This is a genomic window from Streptomyces sp. NBC_00289, from assembly GCF_041435115.1.
Taxonomy (GTDB): domain Bacteria; phylum Actinomycetota; class Actinomycetes; order Streptomycetales; family Streptomycetaceae; genus Streptomyces.
This window is the reverse complement of sequence record NZ_CP108046.1, coordinates 9842401-9858544: the sequence shown is the minus strand read 5'-3', so window position 1 is coordinate 9858544 and position 16144 is coordinate 9842401. Positions and strand designations below refer to the sequence as shown.

Annotated in this window: 14 protein-coding genes and 5 pseudogenes; 12 read left to right on the top strand and 7 right to left on the bottom strand. The window is 69.1% G+C overall.

Annotation, left to right across the window (positions count from 1 at the left end; genetic code table 11):
- Positions 1-613: 613 nt before the first annotated feature.
- Both OG985_RS44685 and OG985_RS44680 read left to right on the top strand, forming a co-directional pair.
- Positions 614-1006 carry a hypothetical protein gene (locus tag OG985_RS44685; protein ID WP_371674123.1) on the top strand — a complete coding sequence of 131 codons (393 nt, stop codon included), beginning with the start codon at positions 614-616 and terminating at the stop codon, positions 1004-1006.
- A 5-nt stretch (positions 1007-1011) separates the two neighbouring features.
- Positions 1012-1542: pseudogene (locus OG985_RS44680) on the top strand (nucleotidyl transferase AbiEii/AbiGii toxin family protein); the annotation flags it as partial.
- Positions 1543-1820: 278 nt separating this feature from the next.
- Here OG985_RS44680 and OG985_RS44675 read toward each other — a convergent pair.
- Entirely contained in the window at positions 1821-2078 is a 258-nt protein-coding gene (locus tag OG985_RS44675) for a hypothetical protein (RefSeq protein WP_371674122.1), read from the bottom strand.
- Positions 2079-2525: 447 nt separating this feature from the next.
- Here OG985_RS44675 and OG985_RS44670 point away from each other — a divergent pair, with 447 nt between their 5' ends.
- The 3 genes and pseudogenes from OG985_RS44670 to OG985_RS44660 form a co-directional block, all read left to right on the top strand.
- The gene (locus OG985_RS44670; RefSeq protein WP_371674121.1) at positions 2526-2912 is read left to right on the top strand and encodes a hypothetical protein; all 387 of its coding nucleotides are present in this window, start codon (positions 2526-2528) and stop codon (positions 2910-2912) included.
- Between the two features lie 283 nt (positions 2913-3195).
- Complete coding sequence (locus OG985_RS44665) at positions 3196-4296, top strand: terpene synthase family protein (RefSeq protein WP_371674120.1); 1101 nt, start codon at positions 3196-3198, stop codon at positions 4294-4296.
- Between the two features lie 452 nt (positions 4297-4748).
- Positions 4749-5120, top strand: a pseudogene (locus OG985_RS44660) (serine hydrolase); the annotation flags it as partial.
- A 31-nt stretch (positions 5121-5151) separates the two neighbouring features.
- On the opposite strand, the pseudogene OG985_RS44655 reads toward OG985_RS44660, so the two are convergent.
- Both OG985_RS44655 and OG985_RS44650 read right to left on the bottom strand, forming a co-directional pair.
- Positions 5152-5406, bottom strand: a pseudogene (locus tag OG985_RS44655) (aldo/keto reductase); the annotation flags it as partial.
- Between the two features lie 50 nt (positions 5407-5456).
- Positions 5457-6044: a flavodoxin family protein gene (locus OG985_RS44650; RefSeq protein ID WP_371674119.1), complete on the bottom strand. Its 588-nt coding sequence runs from the start codon at positions 6042-6044 to the stop codon at positions 5457-5459.
- A gap of 210 nt (positions 6045-6254) precedes the next feature.
- Between OG985_RS44650 and OG985_RS44645 the strand changes: the two genes are divergently transcribed.
- The 5 genes from OG985_RS44645 (at position 6255) to OG985_RS44625 (ending at position 11525) form a co-directional block, all read left to right on the top strand.
- Positions 6255-7460, top strand: a complete 1206-nt coding sequence (locus tag OG985_RS44645) for an IS110 family transposase (protein WP_371674118.1) — start codon at positions 6255-6257, stop codon at positions 7458-7460.
- Between the two features lie 247 nt (positions 7461-7707).
- Positions 7708-8415 carry a TetR/AcrR family transcriptional regulator gene (locus OG985_RS44640; RefSeq protein ID WP_371674117.1) on the top strand — a complete coding sequence of 236 codons (708 nt, stop codon included), beginning with the start codon at positions 7708-7710 and terminating at the stop codon, positions 8413-8415.
- A gap of 484 nt (positions 8416-8899) precedes the next feature.
- Positions 8900-10177 (top strand): hypothetical protein, encoded by a 1278-nt coding sequence (locus OG985_RS44635; protein ID WP_371674116.1) that lies wholly within the window; start codon positions 8900-8902, stop codon positions 10175-10177.
- Between the two features lie 2 nt (positions 10178-10179).
- Entirely contained in the window at positions 10180-10827 is a 648-nt protein-coding gene (locus OG985_RS44630) for a hypothetical protein (RefSeq protein WP_371674115.1), read from the top strand.
- Complete coding sequence (locus OG985_RS44625; RefSeq protein ID WP_371674114.1) at positions 10824-11525, top strand: ATP-binding cassette domain-containing protein; 702 nt, start codon at positions 10824-10826, stop codon at positions 11523-11525. Before OG985_RS44630 ends, OG985_RS44625 begins: the two co-directional genes overlap by 4 nt.
- Positions 11526-12137: 612 nt before the next feature.
- On the opposite strand, the pseudogene OG985_RS44620 reads toward OG985_RS44625, so the two are convergent.
- Positions 12138-12332: pseudogene (locus OG985_RS44620) on the bottom strand (helix-turn-helix domain-containing protein); the annotation flags it as partial.
- A gap of 578 nt (positions 12333-12910) precedes the next feature.
- Positions 12911-13747, bottom strand: a complete 837-nt coding sequence (locus OG985_RS44615) for a helix-turn-helix transcriptional regulator (RefSeq protein ID WP_371674113.1) — start codon at positions 13745-13747, stop codon at positions 12911-12913.
- 113 nt (positions 13748-13860) lie between these two features.
- Here OG985_RS44615 and OG985_RS44610 point away from each other — a divergent pair, with 113 nt between their 5' ends.
- On the top strand, positions 13861-14016 hold the full coding sequence (locus tag OG985_RS44610; protein WP_371674112.1) for a hypothetical protein: 156 nt from the start codon (positions 13861-13863) through the stop codon (positions 14014-14016).
- Between the two features lie 203 nt (positions 14017-14219).
- On the opposite strand, the gene OG985_RS44605 is transcribed toward OG985_RS44610, so the two are convergent.
- The gene (locus OG985_RS44605) at positions 14220-14969 is read right to left on the bottom strand and encodes an SDR family oxidoreductase (protein WP_371674111.1); all 750 of its coding nucleotides are present in this window, start codon (positions 14967-14969) and stop codon (positions 14220-14222) included.
- Positions 14970-15331: 362 nt separating this feature from the next.
- Here OG985_RS44605 and OG985_RS44600 point away from each other — a divergent pair, with 362 nt between their 5' ends.
- Positions 15332-15778 (top strand): nuclear transport factor 2 family protein, encoded by a 447-nt coding sequence (locus OG985_RS44600; protein ID WP_371674110.1) that lies wholly within the window; start codon positions 15332-15334, stop codon positions 15776-15778.
- An 83-nt stretch (positions 15779-15861) separates the two neighbouring features.
- Here OG985_RS44600 and OG985_RS44595 read toward each other — a convergent pair.
- A pseudogene (locus tag OG985_RS44595) lies at positions 15862-16065 on the bottom strand (hypothetical protein); the annotation flags it as partial.
- Between the last annotated feature and the right edge of the window lie 79 nt (positions 16066-16144).

Below are 16144 nucleotides of genomic sequence, written 5' to 3'. Positions count from 1 at the left end.
GGGGCTGTGTGCAGACGCTGGCCGCTCCGGCAGCAGGCAACGGAAGTTCGTCGATGCTCAAGTGCCCGCCCTTACACAAGCCGTCGTCGCCTAACCAGAGTTCCTCGCGATCCGGCTTCCGATCGCAGCAACGAGCCGGCTGCGCTGCACAGTGGTCCTTGCCTCGTCCGCCCGCTGCGGGCCCCGGCTGTGTGTGACGCGTTCGACCGTGCCGATCGGCTGGCGGACGCTACGGGTGATCCCCACGCTGACCGGCCCCGGCACGGGGTAGGACGATATCGCCCGTAACGCCCACACCGCACATAATGCGCGTCAGTGAAACCGCAGGTCAGGATCCCTTTACGGCCGGTTCAAGGATCGCCACGCACTCCACATGATGCGTCATCGGGAAGGTGTCGGCCCGGGCGGCGCGGAAAAGACAAGGTCAGAGCCAGTCTCGGCTCGCCGCCCAGCGTGAGGGCACCCAGAGCGTCACGGGCGATAGCCCGTCGCGCCTGCTCGGGACAGACCGAGCAGGCGCGACCCGCCCTCCAGCAGCCTCCATCCCGCTCACTCCAGACGCCAGCTGGCTCAGCATGCCCCGCACCACTTTTCCGGCCGCCATAATGGACTCATGCCCTCGAGCCCCCAGCACCCCGCACCCACAGCGAGCGATCTCTCGGGCGCGGTCGCCGAGGACCTCGCGCTCTATCGGGAGAAGTTCCGGCTGCGTCTGCCGGAGTCGCTGGACGAGTTGCACGGCCCGACTCAGGGAGTCGTAGAGCTGCCGCTGCACCTGGCCTGGTCGGGGATGACCTCGTACGACATGAGCAAGCCTCGTCAGCGCATGGGCCTGTACCGCACCGTCCTGCACGAGGGCCTACGTGATGACCTGCCCCGGTATCTCAACCGGGACCTGCTCCTTCAGCTGTGGCCGGTACTGCGCACCCTCGTCGGCCGCACCGTGCGCACCGTCTGGGAAGACGCCTTCCCCCAGCTCGCCTCCCGCACCCAGGCAGTCGCGTGACGGACATGCCGGAGCTGCACAGGCGGCTCCTGGCGGACGTGATCGCCCTCGGCTCCGCGTACCCCCTGGTTCTGACCGGCGGGTACGCCGTGCGGGCGCACCACCTCGTGAACCGCCCCAGCCAGGACCTGGACGTCGCCACCGAGAACCCGGCGCCCATGGCCGACATCGCGGCCACGCTCCGCGCGGGCCTGGAAGCCCGCGGTTGGCATGTGCACGCGCTGGAGACCGCCCCACTGTCTGCTCGCTTCACCGTGACTGATCCGGTCACCGGGCAAGACTGCGAAGTCGACATCCTCAAGGAGATCTTCTGGCGGCCGGTCGCTCAGAGCCCGTACGGGCCCGTCCTCGCGGAGGAGGACGTGATCGGGACCAAGGTCCGCGCTCTGGCCGACCGCGGAGCACCCCGTGATCTGATCGACGTGTTCGCAGCCTCGCGCCGCTGGACCAATGCCGAGCTTGAGGAGTTCGGCCGCCGCCACGCCCGCGGCCGCTTCGAGCGCGAGGACCTCCAGTCGAACCTCACGGGCGCCGAGCACGCCGGGCAAACGCCGGCCCCAGCGGGGCGGGTGACCAACTGGGGTCATCCCTCGTGCGCCCCAATGAGCCTGGCCTCCAGGGTCTCGGCCGCAGGGAAGGCGGCCTGAACAGGACAGCGCGCCGCCGGGATACGTACGCCGGGCCCGGCGTCAGCCGTACGCGGCCCGTCATGGGACGGCCCTCGCCGGCATGTACCTCGCCGTGTCTGGTCGTTTACTAGCAAGGTGACCGTAAAGGCGACCGGCGCCCGGACATGCGGGCGGCCGGACCGGTATCACGCACCGTCACAGGCGCAGCGCCTACACTGACGCAACAGCGGCAATAGGCGCAATTGGGTGTCCTCGCGGTCGAACATCTGAAGAGCCTCGAGGCAGTTGACGAGCCACCGACCTTCGTCCTCGTCCTCGATTTTGAGCGCCACAGCAGTCACCGCCCCCTCCAGATCGAAAGGGCCGTCCTTGAACTCGTCGTCGAGGGCCCGGTACCCAGCGGCAAGCAGCGGGTACGCGTACACGCCGGTCGCCTCGGCCAAGGCGCGCGCCTCGGCCCGGTCCGTGCGTAGGTTTGCCAGGCCTCGTACGCCACCACCGCCGTCCTCGCCGACGCCATCCGCGCCGCCGCACCCCGCGCCCGCATCACGCTCATGTCGGACGCGGTCGGGGAACGCGAACTCGGCTGGCGGCAGCAGCTCGACGTAGCTTCTGCAGCGGCACCTAAAGCGCTCACCTCTTCGCCGCACGTTACCCCCAGGTGGAGTAGTCGTTGGATGGGCGTGACCAGACAGAGTGATCATGCGGCAACCAGTGCGGTCCCGGCGGGCGGGGGGCGTTTCGGCAGGTTGAGCAGGGTCGTTTGGTCGGTTGCCGCCGTAGCTGCACTGGTCCCCATTCCTGTCGGTTTCGGTCATATGCGCAACACCGGCTTGCCGGTGCCGGAAGGCGGCTCCTCGCAGCGCGCTGCGCGTCTTGTTGCGGACCGCATGCCGCAGTTGGGGGACGAACAGGTTGTCCTTGCCTTCTCCTCCCGGCAGTTACGCCGCGGGGATGGCGTCTACGAGCGGGCCATACAGGCGTCGGCACGGGCGGCTACTGGCGGCGGGGAGTGGGTCAACTGCTGGCGGTGCCCGAGCATCACCTGGTACGACGCCACGGGACACCGGGCCGGAACCTCCACCGTCCGCCCCACCCGGCGTTCCGTCACCAGCTACAACCCCGGCGACGCCCTGCTCGCCGGGACCGTGACGTCAGGTCCGCTGAACGAAACCCGCATCATGGAGAGCGCCACACCGACCAGCGACGTCAGCGGCTGCATCGTCAAGGGACTGCTCACCCTGTCCGCCGCGGGAACGCTCAAGTCCCAGCGGTGACACCGGGCACCCACCACAGCCCCGCACCCCGTCCCTCCAGGGAGCTCACGATCCCCTCCGTCTACGCCGGGGCAGGCATCCACAACGCCCGTCCGCGCGAGGCATACCCGAGGGTCCGATCGCCTGAGCGACAGCACTCCTCCCACCTGGACCTCTTCACCGCTCCCTCCGGTACCTGGTGTCCGCCGCATTCCCCGACCGGGCGGCATCAGAGCTCAAGCCGGCCGATCGCAATACGGCACGCATTTTGACCCTGGAACTCCGCACCGACGAAGGAGCATGCATGAGCAGCACATCAGCAGTGGACCAGACGGCAATCCCGGCCGAGCGGGGAGGCGCGCCGCGCTTCCACTACCCCTTGCCGATGCCGGAGCCCTCCCACATCCCCACAGACGTCACGGCCCAGGTCACTGCATGGAAGGAGTCGTACCGGTTTCCCGAGCTGAACCCCGTCGGCTACGTTCCCGGAACTGTCCTGGCCTGGTTCCTTGCGAGGGTTTCGACTCCGGAGACCAGCAAGGCAGCGCTCCACGGCGTTGGCTGCACGGTGGAGTGGCTGCTCGCTCTCGACGACGATGTGCTCGATCACGCAGAAGCCCGCAACCGGACCGGCGAAGTCATTCGTCTCGTGGGCCGGATCACGCATGCGCTGGAATCTCCGGGATACCAAGTACAGAAGAATGAGAACCCCTACGTCGCAGCCGGGCACGACGTGATGGAGCAACTGCGCGCAGAGTGCACACCGACACAGGCGGGCCGCCTGAGCGCCGGACTCAGGGCCTTTCTCGCCAGCGCCGTGCACAAGCTCCACCTGGACGAACCCAACGAAGACGAATACCTGGCCCTTCGGATTCATGACGTCGGCGGCTTCCTCTACGGGGCGTGGATCGACGTGTGCGGACCTGCACCCATCACGGACGAGGACTGGAACGCACCGGCAGTCCAGGCCCTCATGGGATGCATGTGCCTCATTATCGGACTGGAGAACGACGTCCGCTCCTACCACAAGGAGAAGGCAGAAGGCCAAGCTCATCTGAATTTTGTGGGTGTCCTGCAGGCGACTCGCGGGCTCTCCTTCGACGAGGCCGTCGCCGTGGCAGCCGAGACGCGTGACCGCCTGATGCTTCTCTTCCTCCGTCTGCGCGAGCGCTTGATGCAGTCGGCCGGGACGCCACTGCAGTACCTCATCGACCGACTCGGTGAGCTCATCATCAACGGTACCGAAATGGCCCTGTGCGCCCCGCGCTACAACCCCTCAGACGCGCACCGCATTGCCCTTGAAGATGTCATCAAGACACCCGCCTACTGGGCGCCGTCGCTGTCGACCGCCGACACCGGCCCCCTGCCGTACCCGAGCATCTCCTGGTGGTGGGACCACTGCTGATCACCCCCTGCCCCAGCCGGCCCGTTCGCGCAACAAGCCACGAACTCTGAACGAGCCGTGCCTGGGGTTGAGCCAGACGCACCGGTAGACCCGCCCGGTACTCCCGGGCGGGCCCGTTCCGCTCTCCTCCGGCCCGATCACCGGCTTGCCCAGCTGGTCGATCGACGCTGGCATCAGCCCGGCCGCGTCCCGCCCCCACTGGTACTCCGCGAGCGACTACACCCACAAGAAACATCAACTGGAACAACAGCAGTTCGGGCACGCCCAGCAACAGTTCGCCGAAAGCCGATCGCGCCGGCGATCGGCCCCTCCGCAGTCCGCAAGACCCTGCACACCGCAGCCGATGCCTACCTGACCGGTCCGGTCACCGACCTGTTTCCGCACCTGCTGCGCCGCGCCTGCGCGACCCACAACTACGAGCGCGGGATGACGTTGTGGGAGGTGCAGAGGTTCGCACCGCACGCGGACTGGCGCGCATGTACGCCGCACTGATCGGCGAGGTGGATGGGGTGCGCCCGCTTACGCCAGAAACCCTGGAGGCGGCGACCAAGGAGCAAGCTGGCGGGAAGGACCAAGTGATGCTGATCCCGAGCCGATTCAGCTCGGGGTACATGCTGCCTACCGAGACAAACCCCATGACCGGCCCGAGCTCCTTCGGCCACACCGGACGAGGTGGCTCACTCGGCTTCGCCGATCCTGAGCACGGCATCGCCTTCGGCTACGCGATGAACAACATCATCGGAGGGGCCGACGACATGCGTGCAACTTTGCTGGTCGACGCAGTACGGAAGTCACTGGACGACGGAACGGTGAGCAGCCAGTAGACGCTGCCCTCGTGGAGCGCGGACCGCAAGAGCCGCACTTGGTGGCCAGGACCGCGTCGTCGCGGAAGTCCCTGACTGCCTTGCCGACCAGGATCTCGTTGGATCCGGTGCCCCAGCCGTACATCTCGGCGGTGTCGAAGAAGGTGACGCCCAGGTCGTGGGCGCGGTGGATGGCGGCGACGCTGGCCTCCTCATCGGTGGGTCCGTAGGCCATCGTCAGGCCCATCGCGCCGTAGCCGATGGCCGAGACCTCAAGGCCCTGGCTTCCCAGTGTCCGGTGCTGCATGGCGCACTCCTCTGAAAGAAGCTGAATGGTCTTTTTGCCGGGTCGTGGTGTCAGTGGGCTGCGGCGGTCAGGCCGGCGCGGTGGATGCGGGTGTGCTCGGCGACGCGCCGGCCGAGGTGGCGGGCGGTGTTCAGGTCTGCGTCATGGACCGCGGGGGTGTCGTTGAAGCTCTGCGCGCCGGCGCCGAGGTAGAAGCCGAGACGGTTGTCGTCCTGGGGGCTGGAGGTGGTGGTGTTCCAGCCCGGCAGAAGGTTCAGGCTCACCCAGAGCATTCCGTGCTGGGCCGCCAAGAGCGAGAGGTACTGCAGAGTGTGCAGCTTGTCGCCGCTCATGGAGCCGGAGTTAGTGAATCCCGCCGCGAGCTTGTCGCTCCAGGCGCGGGTCATCCACCGCTTGCTGCTGGCCTCGGCGAAGGCGTGGAACGCCCCGGACGCGGTGCCCATGTAGGTGGGGGTGCCGAAGATGATGGCGTCCGCGTTGTCCATCAGTTCCCAGTCGGCGTCAGTGAGGGAGGCGACGTCGACGCGGTGGACGTGCGTCCCGGCGAGGGAGCGCGCGCCGTCGGCCACGGCCATGGCGATCTGCGCGGTGTGGCCGTAGCCGGAATGCGACGCGATGACGATCGAGATGTCGGACATGGGTGTTCCCTAAGAATGGTTGGCGGTCCGGGAGGACCGGGTGTGGCTGATGAGTGGTTGCCGTTGATGGCTCGAGAGGAATGGCCGCCCGGTCCTCCGGGACGCTCCGACCACTGATTGAGCACTGTGGTCATCGCTGGTTAGGGACCTGTCGGCGGAGTGTTCTTCCGACCACGGAAGTGCTGGTCACGGTGGAACGGAGCAACGGGGGTGAGCTCGTCTCAAGCCCGGATATGGGCCGGCATCGACGCTGGCAAGGGACACCACTGGGCGGCGGCCCTCGACGGGGACGGCGAGACGCTGTTCTCGACGAAGGTGATCAACGACGAGGCCCAGATCCTCGCCCTCATCGAGACCGCCCGCGAGCGGGCCAACGAGGTGCGGTGGGCGGTGGACATACCCGGCAGAGCCTCCACGCTGCTGCTGGCCCTGCTGATGGCCCACGGCCAGCACGTGGCCTACGTGCCCGGCCGCACCGTGAACCGCATGTCCGCGGCCTACAAGGGCGAGGGCAAGACCGACGCTCGGGACGCCCGCGTCATCGCCGACCAAGCGCGCATGCGCCCGAAGGACTTCGCCCTGCTGGTCACACCCCCTGAGTTGGTCACCACACTCCGGGTCCTGACCAACTACCGGGCCGACCTCATCGCCGACCGCGTCAGGCTGATCAACCGACTCCGTGACCTGCTGGTCGGCATCTGCCCCGCTCTGGAGCGAGCCTTCGACTATTCCGCGGCCAAGGGCCCGGTCGTCATGCTGACCGAGTACCAGACCCCGGCCGCCCTGCGCCGGATCGGCGTCAAGCGGCTGACGACCTGGTTGGAGCGCCGCAAAGTCCGCAACGCCGCCGACGTCGCGGCGAAAGCCGTGGAGGCCGCGCAGACCCAGCAGATCGCGTTGCCTGGCGAGAAGCGGGCCGCGGAGCTGGTCTGCGACCTCGCCCACCAGCTGCTGGCCCTGGACGAGCGGATCAAGGACAACGACCGGGAGATCCGCGAGACCTTCCGCACCGACGAACGCGCCGAGATCATCGAGTCCATGCCCGGCATGGGCCCGATCCTCGGTGCGGAGTTCGTCGCCATCGTCGGCGACCTGTCCGGCTACCGCGACGCCGGACGTCTGGCCTCGCACGCCAGCCTCGCCCCGGTCGCCCGGGACTCCGGTCGCCGCACCGGCAACTATCACCGGCCCAAGCGCTACAACCGGCGCCTGCGCTGGCTGTTCTACATGTCGGCGCAGTCCGCGATGATGCGGTCGGGGCCGTCCCGGGACTACTACCTCAAGAAGCGGGCCGAAGGGCTGTTGCACACCCAGGCCCTGCTCGCGCTCGCCCGCCGACGGGTTGATGTCCTCTGGGCGATGCTGCGTGACAAGAGGCTCTTCACCTCCGCCCCGCCCGTCACGCAGTCGGCTTGACACGATCATTGAGATTCCTCTCCTGCCGCGATGGCGGCGTGTTCGGTGGTGGTCCGGCGGACGACGCGTTGCCCGCTGCGGCGGTCGGCCGCACGGCTCCACGAGTGGGGCCGAGGCCCCGGCCGGGGTGCGGCGCATGCCCAGGTGTCGCGGGCCGGCGCCGGCCATCATCAGCATGGATCGTCGTTCCGGTCGAAACAGTAGCACCGATAAGGCGACGATACGCAAAATGAGATATCATTGCTCCATGAACGAGGGACGACGCGCCGCGCGGCGCCAGGTGCTGCAGGCGGCCGCCAAGCTTTTGGAAGAGGGCGGCAGTGAGGCGGTCTCCACGCGCGCTGTCGCCGCAGCCGCGGGCATCACGGCCCCCGCGCTGTACCGGATGTTCGACGACAAGGACGGGCTCCTGGCCGAGCTGGCCGCCTACGGGTTCGAGATGTACCTGGCCGAGAAACGCGAAGCGCTGGCGCTGACCCCCGACGACCCGGTGGCCGACCTCTACCGCGGCTGGGACCTGCACGTCGACTTCGGAGTGCGGCACCCGGCGTTCTACATGCTCATGTACGGCACTGTGCAGCCCGGACGGCGGCCCCCGGCCGCGAACGAGGCGCACGCCCTGCTGGTGACACTGCTGGGCCGGGTGGCCGAGGCCGGGCGCCTTCGGGTTCCGGTGGCGCAGGCGACCCGCGTCATCCACGCGGCGACGACCGGTGCCACGCTGGCGCTGATCGGCGAAGAGCCCGCGGAGCGGGACCTGACCACTTCGGCACGGCTGCGGGACACGGTCATCGCATCGATCACCACGGACCCGCCCGCCTCGTCCGGGTCGGACCTGGCCTCGCGCGCACTCGCCCTCGATGCCGCACTGGAAACCGGGCTCAGCACCGGGGTACCTCTGCGAGACACGGAGGCGGCTCTGCTGCGCGAATGGCTGCAGCAGCTGGCAGGCTGAACCGGCCGCCTGCTCTGCAGGCGGTCAGCGCAGTCGGTTACGCCGGCCGCGCGGAGGGCGTTCAGTCGCAGGGGCCGACTGCAAGACTCCTCCAGCAACTGGCCGCCATTCGCCACGAGCCAGATCACCCAGCCGTACGCGCCTCACGGCCAGAGTTCAAACCCTGACCATGGCCGCGCCCACCCGTGGGCCACTTGCCTCTCCGTCTGCTACAGAACGTCACAGATCACGGGTGCTGACACAGCTGCGGCGGGCAGCGCGTCGGCGCATGCAGGACCCGGGCCCGGGTGAACCTGATGCTGGGTCAGTTCGATCCTCTCTCCCACCTGCCCGACAGTCCGGCCGCTCCGCATCCCCGGTCTCCGACCGTATCGCTACAGGGATCGTTCGAGGGGCGCTCATCCGGGCCGCACGCCCTTCCCGTCCCTCCTCACGCCCGGCGGCGCAAGGAACCCGGATACACCCCCGGGGCCTCTGTGAAGGCGTGTCACTGAACCGCCGGGCGCCGTTCGCTCTCGTACTGAACGCGAACCTGCGCCGCCACGCGGGACCCTTGGTCGCCCTCGCCGTGGCCGTCGCGGTGACCTTGGTCTGCAACGAACAGATGTCTGCGTACGAGCCGCCCGACTGGGTCGCGGCGGGTGACGACACGGGCTCCGCCGCCAGAGGGATCGCCGGAGCCGCCGCGGGGCTGCTGGCGGGGTGGCAGGGCGGCGCGGAGGACCGCGTCGGTGCCCGCTGGATGCGCGAGACATCCGCCCGAAGCCCTCTCGCGCACCGGCTGATCGGGCTGGCGTCCGGCGTGGTGTGGCCCCTGACCGGCTACTTGGTGGCCGTCGCTGCGGTACTCGTGTGGCCTCGCCCGGGCCAGCAGGTGAACCGCGCGCCGCTCGACGCGATAACGGTCGACGCGGCCCTCGTCGTCGCCGTGTCGTGCGTCGCGTACCTGCTGGGCCAGACACTCCCTTTCCGGGTCACGCCGCTCGCCCTCGCCTTGGGCGCCGCGCTACTCGGCGCCTCATGGCAGACGTTCGTGCCCCTCGACATCACCTACTCCGGTGACCCGCTTCCGCCGAAGGCGGTTGCCTGGGCCCCAGCCACTCCCCCCGTGTGGCTGCCTTGGTGTCGGGCCGTCCTGGTCACCGCAGTGGGGGTGGCCGCCGTGCTGGTGTGCGCCCGCCACCGGAGGCCGGGGACCGTCCTGGCCGCGGCCTCGGTCCTGACGGCACTGGGGCTCGGAATGACGCAACCGAACGGCACGACCGCTTCGGCGTTCAACCCAATGGAGATCCGCTGCAGCGGGCACGCGCCCGTCGTGTGCGTGTCGGCCGACCACGAAAGCCGCCGCAAGCACCTGGAACGACTGGTCGCGCAGGTGTCGGAGCGGCTGGCGGGCGTCCGCGAGGCGCCGACCCACTACATCTGGACGGACGACACTTCCTGCGGCGGCATCGACGACGTCGGCGCCCCCTGGGCGGTCGGGGTCTCAGGGAGTGAACCCGACCGGAGTCACCTGGCGATCTCCGTCGCTGTCACCAGTTCCTGCGACTCCTTCTATTCGGCGGAGACCCTCGCTCTGTACACGTGGCTCATGGGCCGCGGCGAAGGTTCCAGGAAGGACGCAGCCGAGTACGGGCCGGCGGCCCTCCCCGTCCGCGAACGCGTCGAGTGGCTGAACCGGACCTTCACCGCGATGAGACGGGGAACTCCCCTGCCGCCCCTGCCCGATGTCCGCCCCGGCTCCCGCCCCCGCGAAAGGTGACCATGTCCCCACCCCAGTTCCGCCTGCCCACCTGGCTACGGGCGGTACCCGGCCTTCGGTGGCCCTGGCTGCTCTCCGTCACCGGAGTGTGCGCCACGGCCGCGGCGATCGGCACGCGCGCCGGCGAGGAGAGGTTCCTGCCGTTCCTGCTCCTCCTCGCTCCGCTGCTGCCCCTCCTGTGGGTGGCGACCAGCTACGGCGGCAAGGCCGACCCCTTCGCTCCCGTCGTCCGGAGCATGCCCTCCGGGGGCCTGCGTCTGCTGCTCCTGCGCACCGGTGTCGTACTCGCCTACAGCCTTCCGCTGCTCCTGTGCGCGGGACTGGCCGGCACGGGCGTCTCGATGTGGGCGGCGGCCTGGCTGGTGCCCTGTCTGACGCTGACGCTCGCCACGCTCGTCCTCGGCTCCTACATGGGCTGCCTGCTCGGCTCGGCGGTGACCGGGACCGGCTGGTTCCTGCTGGTCGTGTCGGTCTTCCAGCTGTCGATGCGGCAGGACGGCAGGATCCACTCTCCGGAGACGGCCCTGCTCAAGGTGCTCAAGAGCCTCCTGGACGGTGGAGCGCAGATGGTCTGGGGTGCCGCCGCCGGCGTGCTCGCCGCCCTGTTGATGCTCCGTCGCCACTCCTTCAACGACCTGAGGTCCCAATGATCAGTGCCGCCCGGCTGACCGTACGCCACCGCCGTACCACGGCAGTCGACAGTCTCCATCTCGAACTCGGCCTCGGTGTACACGCGTTGCTCGGCCCGAACGGCGCGGGGAAGAGTTCACTGCTGCGGGTCCTGGCGACGGCGGACGGAGCGGTGGAGGGCGAACTCAAGCTGCTGGAGCGTGATCCACGGCGCCCCGCCGAGCGGCTGGAGATCCGGCGCCGACTGGGGTACCTGCCCCAGACGTTCGGCATGTTCCGCGGCTTCACCGTCCGGGAATGCGTGAGTTACGCGGCCTGGCTGAAGGACATGCCCGGCCGGACCGCCCCCGAGGCCGTCGAACGCGCCGTACGCCAGGTGGGTCTGACCCGGCGTATCGACGACAAGTACGGCACCTTGTCCGGGGGAATGCAGCGACGGGTCGGGATCGCCCAGGCCCTGGTCAACAGGCCACGGATGCTCCTGCTCGACGAGCCCACCACGGGACTGGATCCCGCCGAGCGGGAGCGCTTCCAGACGCTCCTGCGGCACCTGGCCGACTCCACCACGGTGGTCCTGGCCACCCACCTCATGGAGGACGTGCGCTCCTGCTGCGACAGCGCCGTCATCCTCCACTCGGCCCGCAAGATCTTCCACGGAAGCCTGGAGGACCTGCGCGCCGCCGGCGGATACTCCGCGGTGATCGCACGCCACGAGTAGGCGTGGTCCGGTCCAACGGTCGAACTTCGCTCCCCCGGCTCCCGGATTGCGGACGGGACGGCACCTCGCCCGTGCTGCGTCGAGCCGACATCCTGGAGTGACCGCGTGAGCGTCCGGCTCCGAGCCCGGTACTCCCGAATCGCGGCGCGGCCCGCGGAGACCAATCCGCCCGGGACCGATCGCGCGCGGAGGTACGCGGGGCGGTGTGCCGTGCGAGAGGGGGAGGGCTGCGCATGCGCGGCGTCCTTGGCGCACAGTTCGTCCCTGCCGATCACGTACAGGTGCCTGATGCCGCGCGCGTCGAGCCGGTTCAGGCAGTGCAGCCCAGGCGCCACAGGGTCCCCGCGAGCAGCAGGACCCCGGCGCACGCGAGGACGTACCGAGGCGTACCTTGTGGCAGCACCCGTCGGAATTTTCGTGGCCGGGGCTCGCGGCGTCGGCGTACGCACCGGTCGGGTCGGTGATCCCGCCCGGGTCGACCAGCGCGAAACGCCAGCCGTCGCGCAGGGCGACCGTGCTGCGGCCGGCCGCGCCCGTGGCCGCCGCCTCCACGGCCGCGCCGGCGACCGGGGCGCTCCTGAACGCCCCGGCTGCCTCGGCCGCGCCGGGCGCCTTGGAGCGGGTGCGCAGGCCTTCGATGCCCTCGGTCTGGTAGCGCCGGTACCAGGTGTAGTAGGCCTGCCGCGAGATGCCGAAATAGCGGCAGGCCATCGCGACGTTTCCGCTGACCTCTTCGACGTGGCGTATGACGGCCAGGCGCCGCTTGCCCTCACGGTCAAGCGGCGGGGCGGGATTGAGCTCCGACATGCAGATCTCCGTAGTGATCGGAGACCCAGGTGTCAACGATGATCGGCAGTTTTATACCGACACATGAGGCTTCAGCCGAACGATCGTCCTCATGGGCTATAGATGAGGCCTGGGGACACTGTCCCCTCCCCCACCACACCCCTCACACCAGCGCCGGCCGCGCACATGTTCCCGCGCCGCGGAGGCGACGCCGGCGGCCCGCTGGCGTGTGGATCCGCCCGCCCGGATGCGGGCGGCGGCTGGCCCGGTGGAAGGTATGGCGTGTGAGGTGGACGCCGCCAAAACCGATGCTCACCACTCCCCCACCCGACCCGCACTCCCGAACGCCGCGGCCATCTCCTGGCAGGTCAGCGGCCCTTGATGGAGCCGAGCCCGGTCCGCGAACATCGTGAGAATGCGCACCTGTCGTCGAAGACCGTTCACCGGGGCGGACTGAGCGCGGAGCCCGGAACATCGCAGGGGGCCGACATATATGGCCCTCGAGCACAAGGCAGAAGCCGTGCAGGCTGCACCATTCCGGGCTGCTCTTGTCCGGCCCCTCCCGTGCCGAGCCCTGCTCGGGCCCCCGGTCCAGGACGTCAGAGGGTGAGCTGTTGGTGTCCTATGACGGAGAGCAGTTGGAGTTTGCTGTGGCTCTCCGTGCCGGGGCGGGTGGTCAGTACCACCAGGGTTTGGGCGCGGTTTTCGGTGTACAGGAGCTGGGCGTCGACGTCGATGCGGCCGAGTTCGGGGTGGAGGATAGTCTTGCAGTCACCGTAACGGGCGACCTCCTGAAGTTCCCACATGCGGACGAACTCGGGGCTGTGTTCCTGGAGTTCGGCGAGGATCTGGGCGGCTCGGGGGGTGTCGCTTCCGGCTGTCAGCGCGGCCCGCAGGCGCGCTGCCTGGGCGCGGCCGTGGCGTTCGTGGGTCTCCTCGGGATACACCAGACGTTCGGCTGGGTCCATGAACCAGCGGTAGTAGCCGCTGCGGGCCAGGCCGGTGTGGCGGGTCTGGTCGCCGAGGAGGGCGACGGCCAAGGGGTTCATCGCGAGGGTGTCGACCAGGTCGGTCGTTACCAGGGCCGGGGAGTCGTCCAGGCGGTCCAGGACCCGCATCAGCGTCGGGCTCACATGTTCGCAGCGGTGGAAGCGGGCCGGGGCGTTATGGCCGATGAGGACGAAGAGATGGTCGCGTTCGTCCAGGGTCAGCCGCAGTGTCCGGGCGAGAGCCGCCGTGATCTGGACGGAGGGCTGCGGAGCACGCTGCTGTTCCAGCCGGGCGTAGTAGTCGGTGGACATGCCGGCGAGCTGGGCGACCTCCTCGCGGCGCAGCCCCTGCGTACGCCTGCGTGGCCCCTCGGCCAGCCCGACGTCGCGGGGGCGCAACATCTCACGCCGACGGCGCAGGAATTCCGCCACTTCCTTCTTGTCCATGCACCCATCCTGGCCGCATCCCGCCCGGCTATCCAGAGACCGCCGATCCATGGCTGAGCACTCCTCTTCTGCCCGCGAGAAGCCGCTCATACCGCCGACGCCGACGGCGCTGCATGAGCCGCTGGGAAATTCGCCGGCTGTCGGCGGTGCGCCGCAGGCCGTCGGCCTGGGACGGCCCGCGGCGCCGGTTCTGCGTCGAGGCGCCCGACGCTTCGGACCGGCGGGCCTCGCCGCTCGCCCTGGCCGACACGGCGATGTCCTTCGTGTGACGGGCACTCGACGTGCCGTCGGCACTCAGGACGAAGCCGGTCGTCTCCAGTGCGACGATCGGGGCGAAGCCCAAACGCTTCCTGAACATTGTGCGTTTTGGGCGAGGACCTCCCCGAGGCGGGTCAAGCTCGCGTTCGTCCATGATGTGGCCCAACGGGAGCCGCCTGTGTGCTGTTGTTGCCCGTCGAGCATGTCAGGCCGGTCAGCTGCTGCTGATCATGGCGAGGACGTCGTCGTAGGAGCCGTTGGCCTGCGCGTCGCGGAGGAACCCGGCGCGCTCGACGACAAGCTCCTTCGCGCCGGGCGTCTCGCGCAGCAGGTCGAGGGTCTGGGTGAGGAAGTCGTCCAACGGCATGGACTGTTCGTTGTCCTGCTGGCCGAGCAGGGTCGTGCGCACAGCCGGCGGGACCACCTCGATCACCTGGACGCCGGCGTCAGCACCGGCGAGCTGGATGCGCAGGCTCACGGAGAAGGAGTGCAGCGCCGCCTTGGTCGCAGAGTAGGTCGGGGTGCTCGGGAACGGTACGAACGCCAGCGCGGAGGTGACATTCACGACGACCGCGTCGTCCTTGCCCACCAGCAGCGGTAGGAAGGCATACGTCATCCGGATCGTGCCGAGCAGATTGACCGTGACCTGATCCTCGGCGACCGGGAGACCGGCCGGGTCGAGGAGGTTCTCCCGCAGCATGATGCCGGCGTTGTTGACCAGGACGTTCAGCCCCGGGTGGCTCGCCGCCACGCTCTCACGAGCCCGGGCAATCGAGTCGGGATCCGCGACATCGAGGACGAGCGCGTCGATGCCCGGGTGCTCGGTCGTGATCTCGTCGAGGAGTTCCTTGCGCCGGCCGGCGACGACCACCTTGTTGCCGGCCTCCTGCAGCCGCAGGGCCAGACCCAGCCCGATGCCCGAGGTTCCGCCGGTGATCAGGATCGTGTTGCCGGTCATCTTCATGAGGGTCTTACTCCTTCGGTACGGCAGGCCGGTGAGCGCCCGCAGCCTCGACCGTAGGAGCGCCCGCACAGGGGCGGCAGAGGAAGGTTTATCCATGGATCGGCGGTCTCTGCCTCGTGTAGAGATCGCCGGCCGCCGGGCTGGGTCCTGCAGAAGCCGGGGACACTCCCGCCAGCGTCCGCAGCTCCTTCTTGTGCACGATCTCCACCGTGGCCGGCTGGGAGGATCGTCGGTCCATGGATATGTGATCCTCTCCCGCCCTTGCCGATACGCCCCCAGAGTCGAGGCTGCCGGGCGCCCGCGGCCCCTGCGGCGAAGAAGAGAAGCGCCGAGGCCAACGGCGCCTACCACAGGTGCTGCCCGTGCTGAGCGGCGCCAAGGCCCGGTCCGGCAACGCACAAAATGGAGAGCCGAACGTGAAACCCACGAATGAAGACACCGTCGAAATCAGCAAGGCCCTGGCGCTGTGGGCACACATCATGGACGACCATGAACTGGACCGTCTCGGCGAATGCCTCACCGAAGACGCGGTGTGGGACGCCAGCGTCTTCGGCGGCGACCCGGTCGTCGGGCTGGACGCGATCGCGACCTACATGAACGCCCCCGGACACGCGAAAGCCCACCACACGACGAACATCGTCGTGTCGGAGGGCCCAGGCGACCAGGTGCGGGCCCGATCCAAAGGTCTGAGCCTGCTGGAGGGCGGCGCTGTCGCCAGCGTCGTCTACGCCGACGACCTGCGACGCACCGATGACGGCTGGCGCATTTCCCGGCGGGTCATCCATCTCACCTGGCCACATCGCCGCTAGGAGGCCGCTGAATATCGCCGTTTCAGGGGCTGGGCTTGAGGCCGCCGGCGGGGTGTCCGGCGGCCGGGATTGGTCCGGGTCCCCCCTTCATCTGCCAGCTCCGCCCAGGACAGCGGCGCAGCGTGGACACCGTCAACGGGGACGCGGTGCACGGCATCCGAGCTGAGCCGCACTGCCTGCCACAGCGAACAGTCGACGACCCTGGCCGCCACCGGCAGCTCACATGCCTCGCAGGCCGTGCTGGGCCCATCGGCTCCGCCGAGGCCGCAGCAGGCACCGCCGCGCCTCGGCCGTTCATCCAGGCCAGCGCCACAACCAGCCCCAAATGCTCACAGCTTCCCAAGCTGATGCCGCCAACGGAGTCAG